The organism is Stutzerimonas stutzeri, from assembly GCF_013522825.1.
GTDB classification, from domain to species: domain Bacteria; phylum Pseudomonadota; class Gammaproteobacteria; order Pseudomonadales; family Pseudomonadaceae; genus Stutzerimonas; species Stutzerimonas stutzeri_AK.
Map to the genome: position 1 here is coordinate 1 of NZ_JAAMQZ010000057.1, position 21631 is coordinate 21631.

Consider the following 21631-nt stretch of genomic DNA (forward strand, 5'->3'; position numbering starts at 1 on the left):
CTTGATGTCCAACTCGACCAGAGCGGCCAAGCCGTTGATGGATTTGCGGAAGTCGACGGGTTTTGGGTAGAGATAGACCTTCTGCACCTTGGCGTCGGGACGCATCATGGGATGAACTCCGGTGAAAGCGGGAGCTCAGCATCCAATGATCAGCAGGCTATGGGTAGGTGGGGTTTATGGAGCGGATACGATCCACCGGGACGCCAGCAGCGTTACTACAGCGCCTTCGCCCCACGCCTGGCCCACGGCGACCAGGCCGTGCTGGCCGTGCAGAACTGGCTGCAGGAGACCGGCGCCAGGCACATCGCCCTCCCCGACCTGGCCCAACGCGCCGGCATGGAGGTGCGTACCTTCCTGCGCCGCTTCCAGAAAGCCACCGGCATGACCACCACCGAATATTGCCAACGCCTGCGCGTGGGCCGGGCGCGGGAAATGCTCCAGGCGAGCCAGCTGCCTATCGAGCGGGTCGCCTGGGAGGTCGGCTATGGCGACCCTGGCGCTTTTCGAAAGGTCTTCACCCGCATCGTCGGCCTCACGCCCAGCGAATATCGGCGGCGTTTCAGTGGGGTTTCGTAGGCAGGATCGTGTGAACCATCTGAAATGTCGTCTCGGCTGACACCACCAGTCCCTTCGCTAACTTTGCTATTCAACAAGTCGTATGGCATAAATCGCCATGCCGACCATTCGCACGAGATCATCGCCATGGCAACCCACAACGTCGTTCTTCCCGCTCCATTGGAGCAGTCCGTGGACAATCTCGTCAGCTCTGGGCGCTACCAAAACCGCAGCGAAGTCATCCGAGCCGGCCTGCGCCTGTTACTTGAGCGCGAGGCCATGGAAGCAGCCAAGCTCGAAGCCCTGCGCAACGCCGTCGCAAGTGGTCTCATGCAGTTGGAAACCGGCGATTACGATGAAGTGCAACCTGATGAGCTGGAAGATTACCTGGAGCAACTCGGCAACTCGGCAGGAAACCACTGAGCATGCGGCCAACACGGTTCTCCCAGGCCGCACGCACCGACATCATGGATATCCTGAGCTACACCGAAAGAAAGTTCGGCAGGCCAGCTCGCCAGCGATACCAAAGCCTCTTGCAGACCGCCTTCAGATCGTTATCCAACAACCCCGAACAAGCAGGCAGCGTTGCCCGCGAAGAGCTTGCATCGGGGCTTCGTAGCCTGCATCTCGTCTACTACCGCAACAGCTCTCCTGCAGGTCGCGTTGCTCGCCCCCGCCACATGGTCATATACCAGCACACCGATCAGGTACTGGAGATCGTGCGTATCCTGCACGATGCAATGGAATTGCAGCACCATTTGGCTTCAGGGGCAAAAGACCCAAAAGGGAATGGGTAAAAGGCGAGGCCCATGGATCGATTACGCCCATACTTGATCACATCGATATCGATGATTGCCCAGGCGCAATACGCATAGTCTGGATTAGCTGCGTGAAGGTCACTTTACTGGCCACGGCAATCTGCCCTGCCCCGTCAGTATTTCCAGATGGCCTTCGCTTGCTTCGCGGGCGAAGCGAGAGAACGATCAGAGCGGCTTGCTGGCAGACTCTGCCTGAAGGCGTTCGACCAACCACACCTTGATGATGGACTGGCGGGTAACACCAATGCGAGCCGCCTCACGATCCAGCGACTCCACCACCCAAGCCGGAAAATCGACGTTGATTCGTTTTTGCTCCAGATTAACGCGACGAGCCGAGGTCAGATCCAGGTCATCGACGAGGTCTTCCTCGCCTGCATCAAATTTTTTATCGAAGTCTTTAGCCTTCATAAAACTCTACCTCCTGCTTGCGGGAGCGCCTGACTGAAATCAGGCGAATACGACCTTCCCTGTAGGTGACGACAGCCGACCAGTGCTTCGCGCCGATCTTGCCTACCAGCAAGAACCGCTGCTCATCCTCTGATTTCGCGCGGATCCCCAGTAAGTACGGATCTTTCCACAGCCCTTGGGCAGCCACAAAATCAATGCCGTGCTTCTGCAGATTGGCCTGGCTTTTTGCTTCATCGAACTCGAATTCATCCATGAGTTGAAATTATTCCTTTTTTACTCATGCTGCAAGGTATGGCAGGAGTAGGCCAGCCCAGCCAATGCGGCCAGAATGGATTAGCAGAATGTTGACGAGCCAGGGATAGATGACCTTCTGCACCCTCATTGGGGCCTCATTAAATAAATCTGTCCCCTTGTCTCTTCGCATCGAGAGACTACCCGGTGGCGGACGAAGCACGCGTTATCAGGTGAGTGTGTTGCAAAGACAGTTTGCTTAACCCAGGTTTTGAGGCTTTCGTCAGTACCCGTCACATTCCGCGATAAAGCTCACGACGGAAGATGAGGGGTGTGGGACCTTTGTAGATGCCGAAGGTAGCGGAGCTGCGAATCTCAGCTGGACCAGCATCGTCCAAATAGCTACACACACCACCCAGAGGTGCTTCTTCCATCGAACGCTTCTGGCAGAGCCACGTAGTTGGCGAACTAGCTTGTTCAAGGAAACGCCTTAACCAAACGCTGCCTTCCGGCTTAAGCGGCTCAGTTACCGTCACGGTAACTTCCTTATTAGCCATCCAAGAACCAACACTTGCTGCAGTAACACCATCACTATATAAAATAGGATCTTCATTCTCAGCGGGCACTATTAACTCAGTGCATTCGTCTTCTTGCGGCACCCATCCATTACCGTACCAATGCTCCAGCACCAACGGTACTTTAGTTTGTTTCTCCGCAGGTTCGATCTTGTTTTCACTACGAACCCGACCGAGGCGGATTTCGCTGTTCGTAATGGTCCGTTCGAAGCCCTGGCAACCCGCTCCAAGGTCGTAGCAAACGTCATCCTTGTCGTCGGTCAACTCTGCCGCAGAGAAGCTCTGACGTATAGAAAAGGGAAGATCATCAACAGTTGGCAGAGAGCTACGCTCATAGCTCAGCTGCTTAGCAGTCCAAGTGTAGGTACGCTTACCATCAGAATTATTCTGACCACTTTCAATAACGGCATCATCATCCAAAAAAAGACGAGATATGTCTAGGTCACGATATTCCGCCATCCAAATTTCAGTGGGCCGATTTTTAAACCCCCAAAAGTCGTCATGGTCGTAATTTTTAGTTGGGTACTCCTCACCATTTGGTTTGCGACCATAGCCGGTGATACCCAATGTCAGCCGATCATCAATTTCAACTAACTGATCCTGATAACTAAAATTTCCACAACCCGCAATTAACGCGCCAGCCCCCTCGACTTTCAAATGAGTCGGATAAAATCGACCGATCGGTTTCGACTCAATGGCAGGTACGGTAAAGCCAAGGTAAGAATGTTCTTTAATATGCAAACTAAACACTCCCACCTCAGAAAGAGCTACATTTTGGGTTATCGAGCCCTGCCATTCATTAGGATCGCCCGTTGCCAAATGATCGTAATTACCCCCTTCGGGCTCAAGCAAGATGCCTCTTTCACCACCTTCATCCTCACTTGGCGCCACTACATACGGCTCAATCTCCAAGCCTATTCTCCGATAGTTTTTCGTTACATCAGAGGCTGCACAAACATCACCACTCTTAAAGGCTACCGGAGTTATCGTTATCTCAAAATTCTCTCCTACAGCTCGGAAACGCTGGCAATTGCCGTCGCCCATTGAACAGAACTTCTCCGAACTAATGCAAATACCTGCTGGCGAAGAAACAAACTCTTTAAAGTCCAACACTTCATCATGCGCATCAAGCACTGCCAAGTATAGTTTACCCGCCTCCTTATACTCGATAGCCAGCTCTGCTTCCTTTTCCTCCCACTCAACATCCTTAATTTCCTCAGACTTACCCTCCTCTATATGTTTACCATTAACCACAATTGTCACAGGATTATGGTACAGACCATCCCGCTCCTTGTAGTCGAACAGAATATTTAGACTGGAAGGCACTTTACATGAAACAGGCTCATCCAAAGCAATAACCTTAGCAATATGAGATTTACCCGCAATCATTGGCCCTACTTCTAAGGAAATATCGCACTCAACCGGATCAATCGGGCCTGGGCCACCTCCCGCCTCACATAGAGAGATAGGGTCAACCATTTTATAAGTGCAGACTCCATATATTCTACTTGACTCATCACCATTAATCGTGCCCCAGTCATCCCGGACGGTAACATTTCCATATACCTCTGAATTATTCAGATATACATGATGCAACCCGTCATGCCCCACCACCGTTGCGATATCACCTATGACTTTACTATCACTAACACTGACCTCATAGCGAGCGAGCACGTCGCCGGTTACAACCGCGTTATCATTTATAAATACCCGGTGAGCATTAGTCACATCAGCAGTAACTGTCCCACCTGTAATGGTAAGGCTATTATTGCCTGGGCTTATGGTTCCCGAAGTCATATTGACATTAACCATCACAATCGGGTTATTACCTGCCTTCAGGTCCCCTGTAACGGTGCTATCCCTGATATCAATACCGTTGTTTCCCGCAACAATTCCGTTGGATATCGTCGCACCTTGTGAAACGGTTACTTTGCAGCAGGAAACATTAACCAACCCCGTAACCAAGCCACCGAACAAAGTAACTGCGCCATTCGTGGAGGTGAGCGTGGAAGAAAATACTGTATTGGTAGCGATAAGGCCGTTAGTCATGCTGACACTGTTGCCTATCGTGAGATTGGTAAAGCTTCCGGTACCGGTACCAGTCACCTTCCCATCTACATTCGTACCGTTGAGAGTAATATTAGTGCCGGTGATAGAACCGGAAACAGAGCCATTTTTCAGACTGATGACGGTGCTAGAGACGCTGCTAGCAAAGGTTGTATCAGAGCCGGTAAAACCATTCCCAAAGCTTACCGCTCCACTAACACTGCTGCCACTAATAACTCCCTCTCCAGTACCGCTTACATTTCCATTAATAGCAGACTGTGTAATGGTCAACTTAGCGCTGGTTTGAATATTTCCAGTCAGTGAGACTCCCGTCAAGGTTAGGGCACCGCTCCCAGTACTCAGGTTGCCATAAACCACACTACTACCAACGGTGGCATTCAACGTACCGTAGGTGGTTTGCAGAGTGATAGGGCTCGTTACAGTCCCTACTTTATTACCAGACAAGGTAATACCTGCATCCGCCCGCAATGTTATGGGTGAATTCGCAACATATTCATCTCCAGCCACAAAACTGACCGAGGCGCTGCATGTATACGTGCTACCACTGATAGACCAGCTATTGTTCCAATTATTGCAAATTGGCAACTGACCCTGACTGATATTGTGGACTGCTGCATTTGCAACCTGGCATTTAAGCAAGGCTACCAATCCTATCCATACCAAGCTTTTAGCGTAGTATTTCATGGCTGCTCCACCACTGCAGTTATTTTCCGATAGGTGTAATCGGGACTACCGACCGAGGAGTATTCGGCCTTACTTTCAAGGGTATAGAAAGTTATCTCTTCAACTTCTGACAGGTCGCAGGTTACTTCAACTTTAAGCTCTGCGACAAAGCCCTCTGGTGTAAAAATTGTATCTAGGAAACAATCTTTATCACTCAATGCTTTAGCTATTCCCCACTCCAACCCCGCCCTCGCCGCCTGGTAGGCGCGGGCTTGTTGCAGGGCCAGGCTGCTGGTAGCTGTTTGAGTAGTGGATATACGCCACATGGCGGCGATTGCGCCGGTGATGACGATGATAAGGAACATTGCGGCGACGAGGCCGAAGCCGTGTTGTTTGCTGCCTTGTAGGAGCGGGCCGTGCCCGCGAAGCTTTTGCGTCGTCCGGATTCGCGGGCATGGCCCGCTCCTACGGGGGGCTTTGGGGTCAGGGCGCATTGTCTACGTGGACCTGTTGCAAGAGAGAGACGGTTTCTCCCCCCTTGGTTAGCGATAAATGCAGGGTGACGAGGCCGTTACGGGTGTTGGTGCTGGTCTCATAGGATAATGAGCAGCGTGTTACCGAGTCCACCACCGTGCTTTCTCCGCTGTATGTTTTGAGATCTTCAGAAACAGCCCGATAAAGCTTATAGGCACCACTACCATCAGCACCGCACCTATATCTGATAGCTCCATCTGACAAATAGAAGCGATGTGCTGGAGATGGGGATTTGAAAGAAAACTCTCCCGCCTCCTTCAGCTCCAAGCATTGCAGCCCAGCGTCATCACCTGGTGGGCAATCCCCTAATATAACTTCAGCATCACTTGGTGTTATTACAGCCTGACCTGCAGAGCTAGGTGGTGACCAAACTTCTTTATTCGTGTTGTAGATCACCATCCACTTAGCCTTTTTTATATCCAGTGGAGGACTAAGGACAGGTATTAAGCAATCACCTGAACCAGGGCAACGTGGTGGATCAAAGCGCTCGGATTGATTTCCTCTATAGCGCCCCGCTTCACTAATTTGGAGAAACTCCAGAGTCGTGCAGTTACCCGGCAAACAACCCTCTTCGTTTTTTACAGAATTCGGCACCGCCAACCGTATATCCCGCGCCATGCGATTGAGCGCCATGGCGGCGAGGTCGGTGAGTTCGGCGCGGCGGCTTTGGTCGGCGAAGCCTTGCAAGGGGCGGGACATGACGGTGGTGATCATTACCGCGACGATTCCGGCCAAAGCGATGACCATGATGAGTTCGACCAGGGTGAAACCAGACTGGCGGTAGCTTTTGTAGAAGGAAGCCTTCATCAATAGTCCGTCCTGTATCCGGTCAGGGTCAGTACTTGCCCTGATGGGTCTTTGACGGAAACATCAATGCGGGTTGCATCGACTTGTTCACCTGAAGGTCCCAATTTAGCGCTGTTATCCAAAACAACCGTCACCCTGTAACCGGACAGCTCTAGAATCGGCTCATTATCGATGCCATGGGGCAGAGCTTCGACAGCCGGAATCAAGGGGGGATTATTGGTCAAGTCAACAACCAGCAACGTCTCCAGATAAGCCTCTGCGATATACAAACTCTGCTGCCGCAACATCGGGTCGGCGGAGCGGGCGGTGATGGAGGCCATGGCGCTGAAGAGCGCGGCGGCGGCGATGCCGATGATGACGATGGTGATGACCAGTTCGACGAGGGTCATGCCGTGTTGCTTGCGGGAACGGTTGGGTTGCCGGGGGGCTGCAAGCGGCGGCATGGTCAGTTCCTTCTGCAGTCGGCAGCGGTGACGGGCAGGCTGCTGCCGGGCCAGGGCTCGAAACGGGGTGCTTCGCCGGCGGCGGTCGGTGCGATATAGCGGAAGCCACAACGGCCCGAGCCCAAGTCGTGGGTGTTTTTGTGCACGATGCCATCAGCACCTGCGCCGTCGAAATCTGTCTCCATGCCGGCGGCGATCAGCAGTGAAAAAGGCTGTTCGGGGTAGCCGAATTTCACGGATATCTTCTTATCTTGCAGCGTCAGTTCCTGTGCCACTTCGCCCATGCCGATGTTCGATAGGCGGGCCTTGGCATTGACGATTGCCAGCGCGCTGCGAGCCGCACCCAAACCGGCATTGACCCTTGCGGCACGGGCGTCGGCGGAAACGTCGAAAAAGCGCGGAAGTGCAAAGGCGGAGAGTATGCCGAGGATGACGATAACCATGATCAGTTCGATCAGGGTGAAGCCGTTTTGTCTGGCCATTTGGCCAGCCCTTTGCGCAGGGTGGATGGCCATCCCGTGGAGAACCGCACAGCGTTTTCCGCTGCGACTTCGGTGGTTGGTGCGTTGGTGGATGGGTGAAGCGTCATCCACCCTACGGGGTTTGATTGTCATCGGACCACCTCGATAAAGCCGGTGGCGGCGTGGACCTTGAAAGTAAACTGGTTTCCTACCTTTACTCTGACGCGAGTAGCTTCTGTATCTGTAGCGCATCTGTCATTAACGCTATCGTAAATGCAACCTAGTGAGCTGAATACAAAGGGGAAGCCATTAATAGCAGAAGGGCCTGGTCCTTGATCAGAGTCTTCTTCGTCAGTTTCACCAGAGTAGGACTGTCCATCAGGACCAATTACCTTTCCCTTATATTGTGGATCATCAGCATCACAATTATCAGCGCGATGCAGAAAAATCTTTCCAGACGATGAATCCTGGCTAACTTGAATACGGCATCCACTCGCCACCGCCAATTTCTGCGCATAGCGAACAGACGAAAGAACCTCTTCGAAATAAAAGCGCTCATCGAAGGTATTGCGATCGAAAAAACGCGGGAGGGCCACGGCGGAAATAATGCCGAGGATCACGATCACCATGATCAACTCAACGATTGTAAAACCGCGTTGTTCAACCATTGGCCTGCCCTTCTTATAGAAGCGGGTTGGAGGCGGTAATCGACCCGTCTCCGGAAATTTGTGGCAACCCGACCAGAAGCCGGGTTGCGGTGCAGCGTAGGGCAGGTGAAACCCGCCAGCCAACGGCCGCAGCGGGCTTCAGGCATCGGCGGGTTGCACCCGCCCTACAGTGCTTAGCAACCAGTGGTAACTACAGTTCCATATACCGGAGCGGTGCCAGCAGTGGCGGGAACTTGGTAGGTGAAAGAGCAGCCGGCGTTATCTTTCAGTTGAATAGTTAGAATTTCATCCGCTGCTCCGCCACCCGCCCCCTCATACTCCGCACTCAACTGAGCAGCAACCATGATTCCTCCTGTAGTTGCGCCTGCAGTATCTACAGTCGCTTGCGGATAACCATTTACCATATTAATAGTGGCGCCCTCCAAAGTAACAGCAGTCCCCGGCGTGGTACCATTCGCAAGCTGCTTCGCATGAGCAATTGCTGCCGCAGATTTCACCGCCCCCAAAGCACCATTAATTGATGCTACCCGCGCATCTTTTCCGAAATCCGCAAACCTCGGCAACGCAAACGCCGCCAAAATCCCCAAGATCACAATAACCATAATCAACTCGATCATGGTGAAGCCGCTCTGTTGCTTTTTCATGGTGTTGCTCCTTTTTGCCTTATTCAAAAGTGACGGCGACTTCGCCGGTGTTGCTGTTGTACTCGATGAAATCGTTGTTTCCATCAAGGGTGTAGCGATAGAGGCAGCGGTGGCCCTGAGCCTCGGCGCGGAAGGTGGGGTTGTCGCCGGTGACGCTGGCTGCCGAGGCTTGCAGCAAGTTGGCCCAGAGGTTCGTGCATTCCTGCTGGCTCATGTTGGTGATGGCGCCGGGATTACCGCTGCGTTCGGTGCCGACGGGCCAGCCGAGGGTGTTGACGTCCACGGTGCCGTTGCCATAACCGAGCACGTCGATCTGGCAGTTGCCGGCCACGCAGCTGTTGTGGCCGCCGTTGCGGTTGAGTTCATACTGGCCGCGCACCATTGAAACCGCCGAGGTGAAGGCGCCGCCGGCGCTGCGCACGGTGGAGCGGTGGGCATCCTTGGCGGAGTCTATGAAGTGCGGCAGTGCCACGGCGGCGAGAATGCCGAGGATGGCGATGACCACGACCAGCTCGATCATGGTGAAGCCTGCCTGCCCGTACTTGCCTGATTGTCGGTTTGCCGTCATGTCGCCCTCGTTTTGCCGTGCCGTTGCAATCGCCGTGCGCAATCGCTTGATGTTGGTTGCCATTTCGTCGCCCTGTTTCATCAGCCCCTCCCCTGCGCCGCGCCGCCCAGTTCCCACATGGGCAGGAACACGCCCAGTGCGAGGACCAGCACCATCACGCCCATGCAGACGATGAGGATGGGTTCGATGGCGTCGGCCAACTGCTTGAGGTCGTAGTCCACTTCCTGTTCGTAGAAATCGGCCACTTCGATGAAGAGGTCGTCCAGCGCGCCGGTCTCTTCGCCAACGGCCATCATCTGCAGCACCAGCGGGGTGAACAGGCCAGAGTTGTGCGCCGAGCGGGTCAGCGCTTCGCCACGTTCAACGCTTTCGCGGATGGAGAGGATGGCCTGGCCGATATGGCGGTTGCCGACGCTGGCGCTGTTGATGGAAAGGGTTTGCAGCAACGGCACACCGGCGCGGTACATCATGGCGAAGGTGCGGGTGAAGCGCGCCAGGGCGATGCGCTCGAAGATGCCGCCGACGATGGGCAGACGCAGTTTGATGCGGTCCCACTTGAGTTCGCCGCTATCGGTCTCGCTCCATTTGAAGAAGGCGTAGAGCCCGCCGACGATGCCGAGCAACAGCAGCCACCACCAGTCGCGCATGAAGTTGGAGGTGCCGATCAGCACGCGCGTGGCCCAAGGCAGCTGGGCGTGGAACTGGGCGAAGACCTTGGCGAACGCCGGGATCACCAGCAGGTTGATCACTGCCAGGGCCACGCCCATGGCGACCATCACGAAGATCGGGTAGCGAGTGGCCTGCTTGATGCGCTTGCGGGTCTCGCGCTCCAGCTCCAGATAAGCGGAAAGCTGCTTGAAGGCCTGATCGAGCTGGCCGGTGTTTTCGCCGACGCTGATCATGCTGACGAACAGGTTGTTGAAGACCTTGGGGTGGGCGTTGAGCGCCACGGCCATGGACAGACCGCTTTCCAGGCTGGTGCGCACGTCCTGCAGGACTTCGCGGAAATACAGGTTGCGGTTGGATTCGGCTAGGCCGCCGATGGCGCGGATGATCGGCACGCCGGCCTTGGTCAGGCTGTACATCTGGCGGGTGTAGATGATCAGTTCGTCGAGATCGACGCGCTTGCGGCGCAATTTCTGTCGCAGCGTGGCCAGGGCGTCGTCGCCGCTCTGGACCTGCTCGGCTTCGATGGTGATGGGGGTGATCTGCCGCGACAGCAGTTCGCCGGCCACGGAGTCCGCCGTGGCGCCTTCGAGGGCGCCGTTGACCTTGGCGCCCTGGGCGTTGCGACCGGTGTAGCGGAAGCTAGGCATCGGCCCGTGCCTCCTCGTTGCCACAGGCCAGCGCCGGATGTGGGGCGTAAGTTGGCGAACGGCCCTGGCCTCGCTCGTCGGGTCGGTGAAGCGTGACCCGACCTACGGATTGTCTGTGGGCGCAGCTTTCGTAGGTTGGATTAGCCGAAGGCGTAATCCGACGATGCGAGATGCAGGCGTAACCCGGCGAATGGCCCTGGCCTCGCTCGTCGGGTCGGTGAAGCGTGACCCGACCTACGGATTGCCTGTGGGCGCAGCTTTCGTAGGTTGGATTAGCCGAAGGCGTAATCCGACGATCCGAAGGCGTAAACCGACGATGTGGGACGGTAAGGTGCCGGGTATGCATCACGTGCTCACCTCATCGTCGGCGAGGGTGGCGCAGACTTTGAGCACTTCTTCGACGCTGGTAACGCCGGCGATGGCATAGTCCAGCGCGCTGGCGGCCAGCGGGCGGTAGTGCGGTTGCTGGCGCGCGGCTTCGGCGAAGCCCTGGGGATCGCCACGACGCAGGGCGGCGATCATCGGCTCGTCGAGTTCGAGCAGTTCATACACGCCGATCCGCCCGCTGTAGCCGCTGTTGTGGCAATGGTGGCAACCGCTGCCACGCTTGAAACGCACCCCGGCCAGGGATTCGCCATGGAGGCTTTCGAGCCAGACGATCTGGCGTGGGTCGGGCTGGTGCTCGCCGATGCAGTTCTCGCATACGCGACGGATCAGGCGCTGGGCCAGTACGGCGTTGAGCGCGGTGGCGACGAGGAAAGGCTCGACACCCATGTCGATCAGGCGCATGGCCGAGGTCAGGGCGTCGTTGGTGTGCAGCGTGGAAAGCACCAGGTGGCCGGTGAGCGCGGCGCGCAGGCCGATCTCGGCGGTTTCCTGGTCGCGGATCTCGCCGACCAGGACGATGTCCGGGTCCTGACGCAGGGCGGCGCGCAGCACGCGGGCGAAGGTCAGTTCGATCTTGGCGTTGACCTGCACCTGGTTGATGCGCGGCAGGCGGTATTCCACCGGGTCTTCGACGGTGATGATCTTCTTCTCGGGGCTGTTCAGCTCGGACAGACCGGCGTAGAGCGTGGTGGTTTTACCCGAGCCGGTGGGGCCGGTGACCAGCACCATGCCATGCGGACGCTGCAACAGACGGCGGAAGCGTTCGAGCATGGCCGGCGGCATGCCGGTGCCTTCGAGCTGGAACATGGCGCCGCTCTGGTCGAGCAGACGCATCACCACCGATTCGCCGAACTGCACCGGCATGGTGGAAACCCGCACGTCGAGGTTGCGGTTCTTCACACGGATGTTGAAACGGCCGTCCTGCGGCAGGCGCTTTTCCGAGATATCCAGACCGGACATGATCTTCAGGCGCATGACCAGCGCCGAGGCGACGCGATGCTCCTTCATCACCTGTTCATTGAGCACACCGTCGATACGCTGGCGGATGCGCACCAGGCCTTCATCCGGTTCGATGTGGATGTCCGAAGCCTTCATCTGTACGGCGTCCTCGAACAGGGTCTGCAGCAGGCGCACCACCGGCGCGTCGCTGTTGCTCTCGGCGCCCAGGCGCGAGAGGTCGAAGTCGCTGTCCTGCAGCTCGCCTTCCAGTTCGCCGGCCAGCGAGGCGATTTCGCTGGTACGCCGGTAGAGCTGGTCGAGCGCGCCGAGCAGTTCGCTCTCGCGTACCACCGCCGGATAGACGCGCTTGCCCAGCAGGCGCTCCATTTCATCCTGGGCGAACAGGTCGAGCGGATCGGACATGCCCACCAGCAACCCATCGGCATGGCGCGACAGGACGATGACGCGAAACCGCCGCGCCACGGCCTCGGGCAGGCTCTGGGTCAACTGGTTGTCGAACTTGTAGTGCTTGAGTTCGACGAAGGGAATCTTCAGTTGCTCGGACAGTGCCGTGAGCAGCCGCACTTCGTCGATAAAGCCCAGGTCGAGTACCGTGCGCCCGAGCTTGGAGCCGGTGCGTTTCTGGTCCTGCAGGGCGAGCTGCAGCTGTTCTTCGCTGATCAGCCCGGCCTGCACAAGCAGGTCACCCAGGCGCACCTTGCGCTGGCGATTGTCCTGAGTCATGGCGTTCCTCCAAGGGAAGCGGCCCGTTCACTGGCGAAACGCCGTGCATTTTCGTCGAGGCCTTGCCCCTGCAGCGCCAGCCGGTAATGGCGGGCGGCAATGGCGGATTGGTCGAGTTGCTCAAGCGCGATGGCCAGGCCCAGTTGCCAGGCACCCTGGGCCGGTCGCACCGCAACCAGTTGGCGATAGCTGTCGGCACTGGCGGCCCAGTTACCAACCTGCTGGTAGAGGGCGGCAAGCAGAGCGTGATAGTCAGTGTCGCTCTGCAGGTCGGGTACGTGCTGTTGCAGCGTGGTGACGGCTGCGGTCAGATCGCCGATCTGCAACTGGCCACGGGCGAGCAATTCACGCAGCTGTGCATCGAACGGACGCGCCTGCAGCTGCGCCGGCAACCAGGCGAGCAGCGCCGCAGTATCCCCCGCCGCAAGATAGGCGCGCGCCAGCCAGAGGCTGACCTGCGGGTTGTTCGGCTGCGCCTGGTGCAGGGCCAGCAACTGGCGGATGGCCTGCAGGTGGTCACCGCTTTCCAGCGCCCGTCGGGCCTCGGTCAGGGAATCGGGTTTGTGGCTGCCGATGCTCAGCTGTTTCGGCGCTGTCCTGACCGGCTGCTCGGCTGCTGCCTTGGGTGTCGGCGCAGCGCGGGCAGGCTCGGGAGCGCTGAAAGGCTCTGCCGGCGATGCCTCGCGGGTCACCCAGTCAGGCAATTGCGCTTCGTCCAGCTCGGCGGGTTCGGCGAACGGAAACTGAGTCGCCTGTTCGGCCACATCACGGCTTTGGCTCAGAGGCACTTCCAGCCAGAGTTGCCAGCGGTCGCCCGCCGATTCGAGGCGGTCGCTCACGCTCAGCGCGTCACCCAAGCCGATCAGCAGCACCTGCACATCCTTGCCGTGCGCCTCGATGCGCCAGGACAGGCTCTGCCCCTCCTTTTCGATACGCCCCGTGCGTGCCTCACCGGCAAGCTGCACGTCTTGCAGACGAAAGCTGACCGAGCCGCTGGCGTCGGTACGCTGGTAGCTGAGGGAACGGTCGAGCAAGAGTTGCAGGACGAAGCGCCGCCCATCGTTCTGCGGCAGCACTTCGAGCAGCTGTGTTGCGGGAGTCGCTTCAGCTAGCGGGGCGACTGGCTCGACCAAGGCCGCGATATGTTCGGGCTCGGCCTCGGCGACAGAAAAATTCCGCCCGGCGAGCAGCGCCAGTGCAACCACAACCACCACCACGGTTGTACCCGCCAGGACCCAGCGGCGCAGGCGCTCGTTGCGCTGGCGGCGGGCCGCCCCGCCCTCGTCCACCGCATGGATGCCGCCCAGGTGCTGACGCTCGGCAGGCGCCGCGCGACGGCTTTCGAGGTCGCGCAGCATGTCGTTGACCAGGCTCACGGCAGCACCTCCATGAACTGGCGCAACCAGGGCCAGGCACCGACAAGCAAGGCCAGTGACAGCGCACCACCGGCCAGCAGCCAGCCGTAGCGGCCCCTGGCGACACGCCAGAAAGGTCGTGCGCCTTCGGTATCGTCCAGGGCGCGGCGAACATGGCTGGCATTTACCTGACGTCGACCTTCGCCGAACGCCACCATCAGCGACTTGTTGGCCAGGATGTTGAGCAGGCGCGGAATGCCGCCGCTGCCACGCACCAGCAGGCGCACCGCCGCGGTCTTGAACAGCGGCTCGCCACGGTAGCCGGCCACGGCCAGGCGCTCCTGCAGATAGCGCGTGGCGTCGCTGATATCCAGCGGACGCAGGGAATAGGAAAAGGTGATGCGCTGGCGCAACTGGCGGAAGTCCTCACGCGCCAGGGTCGCATCCAGTTCCGGCTGGCCAAACAGCACCACCTGCAGCAGCTTGCTGTGTTCGGTTTCAAGATTGGTCAGCAGTCGCAGCGCTTCAAGGGTGGCAGTGGGCAGCGCCTGGGCTTCGTCGATCAGCAGCACGGTGCTCTTGCCCTGCCCGGCCAGCTCGATCAGGCGTGTGTGCAGCGCGGCGAGCAGACCGTGGTTGTCCAGCTCATCGACATCGGCGATATGCAGCTCATGGGCCAGCGCCTGACGCAGCGTCATGGGCGTCAGGGTCGGGTTGGGCAGCCAGGCGACCTGATACTGTTCGGCGTCCAGCTCGTTGAGCAGCGCGCGGCAGAGCAGCGTCTTGCCGGTGCCGACTTCGCCGGTGACCTTGATAAAGCCCTCACCCTCGGCCAGCGCCACGCGCAGCAGGTTGAGGCAGGCCTGGTAAGGCGCCAGCTGAACCAGGAAGCCGGTGTTCGGCGTGAGCGCGAAGGGTTTCTCGCGCAGTCCGAAAAATGCCTCGTACATACCGTCCGTTACCTTGTGGACCGGAAGGATTCTGCGCTCTTGCGCAGCTCATCCAGCCAGACCTGATCGTTGACCACCTGCGGGCGCATGAGGATGACCAGTTCGGTCTGCTGCAGCGATTTGCGCTGCTGCTGGAACAGCGGCCCCACGAATGGCAGCTTCGAGGCCCAGGGCAAATTGGCGTCGTTGTTGGTGTTGCGGTTTTCCAGCAGGCCGCCGATCACCACCACCTGGCCGCTGCGGGCGCGAACGATGGAATCCGACTGACGCGTGGTGGACAGCGCCAGCGGCAGGTTGAAGACGTTGTCGGTGCCACCCAGCTGGATGCTCTTGTTCTGGTCCTGCACACGGCTGACGGTGGGTCTCACGTGCAGTGTGACCTGATCGTTCTCGTCGATCTGCGGCGTCACGTCCAGGGAAATGCCGGAGAAGAATGGCGTCAAGGTGATATCCAGGTCCGGCGCGGTGGTGCCGCCAGCCAGCGAGGTGGTGGTGGTGGATACGTCGGTGACGAAGAATTCATCGGTGCCGACCTTGATCACCGCCTTCTGGTTATTCAGGGTGGAAATCCGCGGGCTGGAGAGCACGCGCACATCACCCTGGGTTTCCAGCAACTGCACCACCCCTTCGAAGTTGCCGAAATCGAAGGTGGCGCCGAACACACCGCCCACGCCATTGGGGCCGGTCAGCGGTATGCCGGGAATGTTCACGCCACGCGGCAGGCCGCTCTGCACCTCGACTCCGTTGATACCGTTTTCGAGGATGCCCGCCACGTTATTACCGGTGGTAGTGGTGAAGCTGCCCAGGCCGATGCCTTTCTGGCCCTGCAGAAAACTCCAGTTGATCCCCGCCTGGAAGCCGTCGGACAGGTTCACTTCGAGAATCTTGGTTTCCAGGATGACCTGGCGCTGCAGATTGCGCTGCGCCTGGCCGAGGAAGTGCTCCACCGCCTGCTGGTCAGCACTGGAGGCGCGCACGACAAGCAGGCCGGCCTGGGGATTGACCACCACCTGGTTGCCCTCCTCGCTGCCGATCATCATCTCGACCACGGCACGCACTTCAGTCCAGAAGTCCACATTGCTGCTGGTCAGCAACTGGCTGGCATTGACCGTCGAAGAGGTACTGCTGGTGGTCGTGCCGGCAGCACCCACGCCGGTGTTGTCACTGCTGGTGACTTGCCCCGAGCTGACGCGGGTGTCGGTCATGCCCTGGCGCTGGACGTTGAGGTAGTTGAGGTCATAGGTGCGGGTGATCGCCTGGTTCGGCTGGATCTGATAGCCATAGGCGGTACGGCGGTAGTCGTAGCCATAGCTGTCGCGCACGGCGGCCAGGGTTTCTTCCAGGGTGACGTTGCGCAGGCTGAAGGTGATCTCCCCGGTCACGCCAGGGTGCACCAGCAGGTTCTGTCCGGCGCTGTCGGCCAGGCTCAGGAAGAATTCGCGCGCCGGCATATCGCTGACTGCGACGTCGAAGCGCGGGCTGCTGGCTGCGCTGCCACTGAAGGTCTGCAGCGGTGGGATCAGGCCCGCCTGCACCGCCGCCGGAGGCACGACTTTCTGCTGGCTCTGCTCCAGGCTTTCCTCGAACAGGCGGTTGCTTTGCTCGTAGAGTCGCTTGTCGCCATCTTCGAAGGTCTGACAGGCGGCCAGCAGGCAGAACAGAGTCAACACGCCGAAGCGAGGCATCAGGGTCGATATCATGACGGGGTACGGCTCGTGTGGATGATGGGAGCGCTCAGGCGCAGTTCTTCGCGCTTGCCTTCGCGGTCGATCAGAATGGAATGCGGACGGATGGCGAGAATGCGGATATCGCCGAGGCGGTCGCCCACCTTCAGGCGCTTGCCGTTGATCACGACATGCGCGCTCTTGGACGTGACCATGATTGCCTGCAGCCGCAGCGCCGCCGCGGATTCGCTGGTAGCCTCGGTACTGATGCGGCCAGCGGGTGGCCGGGTGGGGTCGATGGCATGCACGGGCGCCGCGGCAAAGGCAGCCGCCAGAGCCGTGAAAAGAATGACTGGCTTAAACACCGACCCACCCCGCATCGCGACTCAAGGTGTGCAGATCGAGGGTGACCCGCGCCCGCTCATGGCCATCTTCGCCCACTTCATAATCCAGCCGATCCCAGTGCAGCCGCCAGCCGCTGGCCTCGATGGCCTTGAGGTAGCTCAGCAGATCGAAATAACCGCCTTCGAGGGTCAACTGCAGGCCGTGGCGATAGAAGACCACCGGCGAGGCTTGCTGCTCCTGCGCGGCTGGCGCAGCGGCGCCCGGCAGCTCCAGGGGCGCGCTGGAGCTTTGCAACGCGACCAGCTTGAGTTTCGCCTGGTTGCGCAGCAGCTCCTGCAACAGGGCCTTCATCTTTTCCGGCGAGACCAGGGTGCTGGTTTCCAAGTCGATGCGCTGGTGCAATTGCTCGCGGCTGGCCTGTGCGGCCTTCAGCGCCTGCCGATAGCTCAGGTTGGGGTCGGCGGCCAATCGGCTGCGGATATCCTGCAGGCTGTTCTTCGCCTCGACCTGACGGGCTTCCGCCTGCTGCTGGCGGCCTTTCTCGGCGGCGATCCGCAGCCCCAGCGGCTCGGCCAGCAACAGCACATAAAGCATGATCGACAGCGCCAGACCGACGCCGAAGCTCAGCCACTGTTCGCGCGGCGCCAGGGCCTGCCAGCGCTGGACAAGCTTGTTCATCGTTCTCCCTCCTCGCCCGCTCTGGACGACAACTGGAAGCGCAGCAGCTGCTCCTCGTCACGTTGCAGGTCGAAACGGGCGAAGTTGCGCCCACTGAAAGCGCTGCTCTGTCCCAGGCTGCGCAGATAAAGCGGCAGCAATTCCTGGTCCTGGGTAAGGCCCTGTAGCGCCATGTCGTCGCCACCGGCGTGCAGCCGGATCCCGGTCAGCCAGAGCCCTTGCGGCGGATGCCGATCGGCCAGCCCTTGCAACAGCGCCGCGAAACCGGTGCTGCGCTGCGCATCGAGGCGCTTCAGATGATCGGCCAGACGGCGCAGCTCGCGGTTCTCGGCTTCCTGCTCGGCCAGTTGCTGCGGCAGGCGCGGGTCCAGGGTCGGCTCGCGGAAGTCGGCCCTTGCCACATTCAGTTCGGTCTCTGCCTGGGCGGCCTGTTGCTCGGCAAGCAGCACACGAGCGCTTGCCAAATGTAGCTGCCAGCCCTGCCAGAGGCCGTGGGCGGCCAGCAGCACAACGGCCAGAACGGCGATCTGCAGCATCTGCCGTGGACGCGGACCGCCCTTCTGGCGCCGCTCACGCTGATAAAGGTTGATGTTCTGCATCAGGCGGCTTCCTGGCGCAGGGCGGCGCCTACTGCACCGATGCAAAAGGCCTGGCCCGCCTCGGGCAGATCGGCAGCCGGCTGATCGGGAAAGAGTTCGCGCAGGTCGAGCCGTTGCAGGTTGACTGCCAGACCACTGCTCAGTGCCTGGTGGGTGCGCTCGCCGTCCTGCTTCATCGGCAGCAACAGCACGCGGCTGATATAGCCTTTGCCCAACTGGCTCTCGTAGTAGTCGAGCGAGCGCTGGATTTCCAACGCCATGCTGGAGCGATCCTGATCGGCACGCGCCAGACCATTCTCGATGCGCCGTGCCATGTAGAGATCGACGCCATTCTGCACGCTGATCAGGCCTTCACTGGTGCGCAGGCGGAGCAAGGCAAGGTTGGTGGCTTCGGCCCCCGCCAGCAGCCCCAGATTGCGGAAAGCCATCTCGGTGATGTCGATGCTCGCCAGGTGCAGACCGGCATGCCGAATCAGCTCGGCGAACTCGTTCATCCGCGCCTTGCGCAGCACCACGCAATACACCATGCGGGTACGGCCCCGGTAGGCGTCTTCGGGCAGGGAGAGGCAATCGACGACGACGTCGTCGAGCGGCTCGCTGATCAGATCCTTGACGCGCCAGCGCATGGCGTCACGCAGTTCTTCGGCGGGAACCTCGGGCGACTCCAGTAAGAACATCTGATAGGAGGAAGGATGCAATAGCAGATTGACCGGCATGTCGCCCAGACCCTGCTCGGTGACCGTCTGCCGAAGCAGCTCGGCATGGGTAGCCGGCGCACCTTCAAGATACTCACAGCGCAACAGCCGGGGCGTACCTGAGACGTCGCGCTGGATATGTGCCAGGGCGATGCCGTGCGGCCCGGTTTCAATACCGAGCAGACCGGCTGCAACGCGCTTGCGACGTTTGAACGACAACCCCATCGGAAGGCTCTCCAGCCGAATACGAAAACTGCTACGAAGATTGAAAAACAGGATCCCGGCTTGTCCCTGACCGATATCCCTGAGCAGAAATAATGGCAAAACGCTACTGAATGGCCATGAATCTAGCAAATTGTGCCAGAGAGTCCAATATTTGGCACATAAAGAATAAGGTAATAAAAGCGTCAAATTAAGAACGCCAATAAACAAACCTCAAAGATCAGGCCTTATTCATAGCGCGACCGAAATATGACGCCACCCGCTCTATACCGGGTCATGAGCAACTGGCATACCAAAAGATACGGCATGGTCAGGTTCGTACCCGGAAGCCGACCGACGGCATCAGAACAGCCGCAGTTGCTCGAAACCGCTACGCAGATCGATCAGACGCACGCCTACGCCGATCAGGCGTACCGGGCGCTTGCCACGGGCAAAGGCACCCGCGAGCAGATCGGCGTAATCCTCCAGCTCCAGGCCCGCGCCGGACTGCTCAAGCGTGGTCTGGGTGAAATCATGGAACTTGAGTTTGACGAAGGGCTTGCCGGGACGATAGCTGCCGTCGAGGCGCGCCATCCGTTTGGCAAGCTGCTCAAGCAGCTCGGGGAGTCGCTCGAGGCACGCGGCGAGATCCGGCAGATCACGCTCGTAGGTATTTTCGACGCTCACCGACTGGCGCCGGCTGTCGACCTGCACCGGGCGCTCATCGATGCCGTGGGCCAGACTCCACAGGCGTTCACCGAACGAACCGAAATCGCGAACCAACTCCAGGCGCTTCCAGCCCCGCAGATCGGCACAGGTGTGAATCCCCCTCTTGTTCAATTTTTCGGCGGTGACACGCCCGACGCCATGCAGCCTGGCAACCGGCAGCTCACTGACGAAGTCATCGACCTGAGCAGGCGTGACCACGAACAGGCCGTCGGGCTTGTTCCAGTCACTGGCGATCTTGGCGAGAAACTTGTTCGGCGCCACGCCCGCCGAGACCGTGATGCGCAACTGCTGCCAGACGCGCCGACGAATGTCCTGGGCGATACGCGTGGCGCTGCCGGAAAAATGCTCGCAATCAGTCACATCGAGAAATGCCTCATCCAGAGACAGCGGCTCGATCAGGTCGGTGTAGGTGCGAAAGATGCCGTGGATTTCCCGCGACGCTTCCCGGTAGGCCTCCATGCGCGGACGCAGGATCAGCAGGTCGGGACAGAGCTTGAGCGCATGCCCCGACGCCATTGCCGAGCGCACGCCATAGGCGCGCGCTTCGTAGTTGCAGGTGGCGATGACGCCACGACGCTCGGCCAACCCACCCACTGCAATGGGCCGACTGGCCAGACCGGGGTCGTCACGCATCTCGATGGCGGCATAGAAGCAGTCGCAATCGACATGAATGATCTTGCGTGGGCGCAAATCGCTCACTGCGGCGCCGAGCCACAGGGAACGAAGCAGAAACGCGATATGTCATCAATACTGATGTCGAGCGGTTTCCCCACCCGCAAACGGAACAATCGGAGGTTCACATGAAAATCCTGAATGCTGGAACACTGATTCTTGCCGCACTGTTCTGCACCGCCAGCCTGGCGCAGACTCAGGACAAGGATATGCAAACCGAACGGCCCGTGCAGAACAAGGCTACCAATCCCCATATCGAAGCCCGTGAAGAGGCCAAGCGTGAGCACATGAAAAAGCTGAAACAGGAGCAGTGGCGTGAAGATGCCAAACAGCGCAAGGAAAGCGACATGAAACGCCCCGAGGCCGGCGGCTAGCAAAAGCCCGCCTGCGATCGAATAATTTGTAGGTCGGATTAGCCGTAATCCGACGATGTGGGGCACAAATCCTCGCGAAAGACCTCGGCTCCGCATGTCGGGTCGATAAGGCGTGACCCGACCTACAACAGCGCAGAGCCCGCTTTGGGCTTTTGTAGGTCGGATTAGCCGCAGGCGTAATCCGACGATGTGCGGCACAAATCCTCGCAAACGACCTCGGCTCCGCACGTCGGGTCGGTAAAGCGTGACCCGACCTACAACAACGCAGAGCCCGCTTTGGGCTTTTGTAGGTCGGATTAGCCGCAGGCGTAATCCGACGATGTCCAGCAAATCCTCGCGAACGACCTCAACCCCGCATGTCGGGTCGATAAGGCGTGACCCGACCTATAACAGCGCAGAGCCCGCTTTTGGCTTTTGTAGGTCGGATTAGGGCGTGTTAACACATCTTCAGTCCGTCAACTATTAGCGCGAAGTTGATGAATCCGATGAACATCACATCAAGCTTCTCGAAGCGAGAGAATATACGCCGAAACCCCTTCAA

24 protein-coding genes and 2 pseudogenes are annotated in these 21631 nt (G+C 58.9%); 4 read left to right on the forward strand and 22 right to left on the reverse strand.

What is annotated here, in order from left to right; translation table 11 throughout:
• Positions 1-108 (reverse strand): IS66 family insertion sequence element accessory protein TnpB (tnpB, locus tag G7020_RS24400; RefSeq protein ID WP_423835686.1); only part of this gene is annotated, 108 nt, incomplete at its 3' end.
• A gap of 81 nt (positions 109-189) precedes the next feature.
• Here tnpB and G7020_RS22415 point away from each other — a divergent pair.
• The 3 genes and pseudogenes from G7020_RS22415 to G7020_RS22425 all read left to right on the forward strand — a co-directional run.
• Positions 190-576, forward strand: a pseudogene (locus tag G7020_RS22415) (GlxA family transcriptional regulator); the annotation flags it as partial.
• Between the two features lie 126 nt (positions 577-702).
• The gene (locus G7020_RS22420) at positions 703-978 is read left to right on the forward strand and encodes a type II toxin-antitoxin system ParD family antitoxin (RefSeq protein WP_181087087.1); all 276 of its coding nucleotides are present in this window, start codon (positions 703-705) and stop codon (positions 976-978) included.
• Positions 979-980: 2 nt separating this feature from the next.
• Positions 981-1352, forward strand: a complete 372-nt coding sequence (locus G7020_RS22425) for a type II toxin-antitoxin system RelE/ParE family toxin (RefSeq protein WP_181087088.1) — start codon at positions 981-983, stop codon at positions 1350-1352.
• 186 nt (positions 1353-1538) lie between these two features.
• Here G7020_RS22425 and brnA read toward each other — a convergent pair whose 3' ends face one another.
• The 20 genes from brnA to dinB form a co-directional block, all read right to left on the reverse strand.
• Positions 1539-1781 (reverse strand): type II toxin-antitoxin system BrnA family antitoxin, encoded by a 243-nt coding sequence (gene brnA / locus G7020_RS22430; RefSeq protein WP_181087089.1) that lies wholly within the window; start codon positions 1779-1781, stop codon positions 1539-1541.
• The gene (locus G7020_RS22435) at positions 1771-2034 is read right to left on the reverse strand and encodes a BrnT family toxin (RefSeq protein WP_181087090.1); all 264 of its coding nucleotides are present in this window, start codon (positions 2032-2034) and stop codon (positions 1771-1773) included. Before G7020_RS22435 ends, brnA begins: the two co-directional genes overlap by 11 nt.
• Before the next feature lie 271 nt (positions 2035-2305).
• The gene (locus G7020_RS22440; protein ID WP_181087091.1) at positions 2306-5338 is read right to left on the reverse strand and encodes a DUF6701 domain-containing protein; all 3033 of its coding nucleotides are present in this window, start codon (positions 5336-5338) and stop codon (positions 2306-2308) included.
• Positions 5335-5682 (reverse strand): pilus assembly protein MshP, encoded by a 348-nt coding sequence (locus G7020_RS22445; protein ID WP_258189451.1) that lies wholly within the window; start codon positions 5680-5682, stop codon positions 5335-5337. The genes G7020_RS22440 and G7020_RS22445 overlap by 4 nt, the downstream gene beginning before the upstream one ends.
• Positions 5683-5800: 118 nt before the next feature.
• The gene (locus G7020_RS22450) at positions 5801-6658 is read right to left on the reverse strand and encodes a PilW family protein (protein ID WP_181087093.1); all 858 of its coding nucleotides are present in this window, start codon (positions 6656-6658) and stop codon (positions 5801-5803) included.
• A complete protein-coding gene (locus G7020_RS22455; RefSeq protein ID WP_258189453.1) occupies positions 6658-7101 on the reverse strand; it encodes a prepilin-type N-terminal cleavage/methylation domain-containing protein in 444 nt (147 codons plus the stop codon). The genes G7020_RS22450 and G7020_RS22455 overlap by 1 nt, the downstream gene beginning before the upstream one ends.
• 2 nt (positions 7102-7103) lie before the next feature.
• Positions 7104-7715 carry a type II secretion system protein gene (locus tag G7020_RS24265; protein ID WP_272872419.1) on the reverse strand — a complete coding sequence of 204 codons (612 nt, stop codon included), beginning with the start codon at positions 7713-7715 and terminating at the stop codon, positions 7104-7106.
• Positions 7712-8230, reverse strand: a complete 519-nt coding sequence (locus G7020_RS22465; RefSeq protein ID WP_181087094.1) for a pilus assembly FimT family protein — start codon at positions 8228-8230, stop codon at positions 7712-7714. The genes G7020_RS24265 and G7020_RS22465 overlap by 4 nt, the downstream gene beginning before the upstream one ends.
• 173 nt (positions 8231-8403) lie before the next feature.
• On the reverse strand, positions 8404-8874 hold the full coding sequence (locus G7020_RS22470) for a pilin (protein ID WP_181087095.1): 471 nt from the start codon (positions 8872-8874) through the stop codon (positions 8404-8406).
• 19 nt (positions 8875-8893) lie between these two features.
• Positions 8894-9523, reverse strand: a complete 630-nt coding sequence (locus tag G7020_RS22475; RefSeq protein ID WP_272872420.1) for a prepilin-type N-terminal cleavage/methylation domain-containing protein — start codon at positions 9521-9523, stop codon at positions 8894-8896.
• Entirely contained in the window at positions 9523-10758 is a 1236-nt protein-coding gene (locus G7020_RS22480; RefSeq protein WP_181087096.1) for a type II secretion system F family protein, read from the reverse strand. Before G7020_RS22480 ends, G7020_RS22475 begins: the two co-directional genes overlap by 1 nt.
• 345 nt (positions 10759-11103) lie before the next feature.
• Positions 11104-12828, reverse strand: a complete 1725-nt coding sequence (locus G7020_RS22485; protein WP_181087097.1) for a GspE/PulE family protein — start codon at positions 12826-12828, stop codon at positions 11104-11106.
• On the reverse strand, positions 12825-14204 hold the full coding sequence (locus tag G7020_RS22490) for a tetratricopeptide repeat protein (protein ID WP_181087098.1): 1380 nt from the start codon (positions 14202-14204) through the stop codon (positions 12825-12827). Before G7020_RS22490 ends, G7020_RS22485 begins: the two co-directional genes overlap by 4 nt.
• Positions 14201-15133, reverse strand: coding sequence for an ExeA family protein (locus G7020_RS22495; protein WP_181087099.1), 933 nt, complete (start codon positions 15131-15133; stop codon positions 14201-14203). The genes G7020_RS22490 and G7020_RS22495 overlap by 4 nt, the downstream gene beginning before the upstream one ends.
• Positions 15134-15141: 8 nt before the next feature.
• Positions 15142-16833 carry a pilus (MSHA type) biogenesis protein MshL gene (gene mshL / locus G7020_RS22500; RefSeq protein WP_181087100.1) on the reverse strand — a complete coding sequence of 564 codons (1692 nt, stop codon included), beginning with the start codon at positions 16831-16833 and terminating at the stop codon, positions 15142-15144.
• Entirely contained in the window at positions 16830-17162 is a 333-nt protein-coding gene (locus tag G7020_RS22505) for a Type II secretory pathway component (RefSeq protein WP_336509740.1), read from the reverse strand. Before G7020_RS22505 ends, mshL begins: the two co-directional genes overlap by 4 nt.
• On the reverse strand, positions 17155-17820 hold the full coding sequence (gene gspM, locus G7020_RS22510; RefSeq protein ID WP_181087102.1) for a type II secretion system protein GspM: 666 nt from the start codon (positions 17818-17820) through the stop codon (positions 17155-17157). Before gspM ends, G7020_RS22505 begins: the two co-directional genes overlap by 8 nt.
• Positions 17817-18419 carry a PilN domain-containing protein gene (locus G7020_RS22515; RefSeq protein ID WP_181087103.1) on the reverse strand — a complete coding sequence of 201 codons (603 nt, stop codon included), beginning with the start codon at positions 18417-18419 and terminating at the stop codon, positions 17817-17819. The genes gspM and G7020_RS22515 overlap by 4 nt, the downstream gene beginning before the upstream one ends.
• Positions 18419-19339 (reverse strand): MSHA biogenesis protein MshI, encoded by a 921-nt coding sequence (locus G7020_RS22520; protein ID WP_181087104.1) that lies wholly within the window; start codon positions 19337-19339, stop codon positions 18419-18421. The genes G7020_RS22515 and G7020_RS22520 overlap by 1 nt, the downstream gene beginning before the upstream one ends.
• 339 nt (positions 19340-19678) lie before the next feature.
• The gene (dinB, locus tag G7020_RS22525) at positions 19679-20734 is read right to left on the reverse strand and encodes a DNA polymerase IV (protein ID WP_181087109.1); all 1056 of its coding nucleotides are present in this window, start codon (positions 20732-20734) and stop codon (positions 19679-19681) included.
• A gap of 110 nt (positions 20735-20844) precedes the next feature.
• On the opposite strand from dinB, the gene G7020_RS22530 reads away from it, so the two are divergent.
• Positions 20845-21090, forward strand: a complete 246-nt coding sequence (locus G7020_RS22530) for a hypothetical protein (RefSeq protein ID WP_181087105.1) — start codon at positions 20845-20847, stop codon at positions 21088-21090.
• Between the two features lie 436 nt (positions 21091-21526).
• Here the strand turns inward: G7020_RS22530 and G7020_RS22535 are convergent.
• Positions 21527-21631 (reverse strand): annotated as a pseudogene (locus G7020_RS22535) (IS5/IS1182 family transposase); the annotation flags it as partial.

What these genes read in the sequence shown, in the direction of transcription:
- G7020_RS22420 (WP_181087087.1), top strand. Translation starts at nt 703, where the DNA reads ATGGCAACCCACAACGTCGTTCTTCCCGCTCCATTGGAGCAGTCCGTG.
- G7020_RS22425 (WP_181087088.1), top strand. Translation starts at nt 981, where the DNA reads ATGCGGCCAACACGGTTCTCCCAGGCCGCACGCACCGACATCATGGAT.
- brnA (WP_181087089.1), bottom strand. Translation starts at nt 1,781, where the DNA reads ATGAAGGCTAAAGACTTCGATAAAAAATTTGATGCAGGCGAGGAAGAC.
- G7020_RS22435 (WP_181087090.1), bottom strand. Translation starts at nt 2,034, where the DNA reads ATGGATGAATTCGAGTTCGATGAAGCAAAAAGCCAGGCCAATCTGCAG.
- G7020_RS22440 (WP_181087091.1), bottom strand. Translation starts at nt 5,338, where the DNA reads ATGAAATACTACGCTAAAAGCTTGGTATGGATAGGATTGGTAGCCTTG.
- G7020_RS22445 (WP_258189451.1), bottom strand. Translation starts at nt 5,682, where the DNA reads ATGTTCCTTATCATCGTCATCACCGGCGCAATCGCCGCCATGTGGCGT.
- G7020_RS22450 (WP_181087093.1), bottom strand. Translation starts at nt 6,658, where the DNA reads ATGAAGGCTTCCTTCTACAAAAGCTACCGCCAGTCTGGTTTCACCCTG.
- G7020_RS22455 (WP_258189453.1), bottom strand. Translation starts at nt 7,101, where the DNA reads ATGCCGCCGCTTGCAGCCCCCCGGCAACCCAACCGTTCCCGCAAGCAA.
- G7020_RS24265 (WP_272872419.1), bottom strand. Translation starts at nt 7,715, where the DNA reads ATGACAATCAAACCCCGTAGGGTGGATGACGCTTCACCCATCCACCAA.
- G7020_RS22465 (WP_181087094.1), bottom strand. Translation starts at nt 8,230, where the DNA reads ATGGTTGAACAACGCGGTTTTACAATCGTTGAGTTGATCATGGTGATC.
- G7020_RS22470 (WP_181087095.1), bottom strand. Translation starts at nt 8,874, where the DNA reads ATGAAAAAGCAACAGAGCGGCTTCACCATGATCGAGTTGATTATGGTT.
- G7020_RS22475 (WP_272872420.1), bottom strand. Translation starts at nt 9,523, where the DNA reads ATGAAACAGGGCGACGAAATGGCAACCAACATCAAGCGATTGCGCACG.
- G7020_RS22480 (WP_181087096.1), bottom strand. Translation starts at nt 10,758, where the DNA reads ATGCCTAGCTTCCGCTACACCGGTCGCAACGCCCAGGGCGCCAAGGTC.
- G7020_RS22485 (WP_181087097.1), bottom strand. Translation starts at nt 12,828, where the DNA reads ATGACTCAGGACAATCGCCAGCGCAAGGTGCGCCTGGGTGACCTGCTT.
- G7020_RS22495 (WP_181087099.1), bottom strand. Translation starts at nt 15,133, where the DNA reads ATGTACGAGGCATTTTTCGGACTGCGCGAGAAACCCTTCGCGCTCACG.
- mshL (WP_181087100.1), bottom strand. Translation starts at nt 16,833, where the DNA reads ATGATATCGACCCTGATGCCTCGCTTCGGCGTGTTGACTCTGTTCTGC.
- gspM (WP_181087102.1), bottom strand. Translation starts at nt 17,820, where the DNA reads ATGAACAAGCTTGTCCAGCGCTGGCAGGCCCTGGCGCCGCGCGAACAG.
- G7020_RS22515 (WP_181087103.1), bottom strand. Translation starts at nt 18,419, where the DNA reads ATGCAGAACATCAACCTTTATCAGCGTGAGCGGCGCCAGAAGGGCGGT.
- G7020_RS22520 (WP_181087104.1), bottom strand. Translation starts at nt 19,339, where the DNA reads ATGGGGTTGTCGTTCAAACGTCGCAAGCGCGTTGCAGCCGGTCTGCTC.
- G7020_RS22530 (WP_181087105.1), top strand. Translation starts at nt 20,845, where the DNA reads ATGAAAATCCTGAATGCTGGAACACTGATTCTTGCCGCACTGTTCTGC.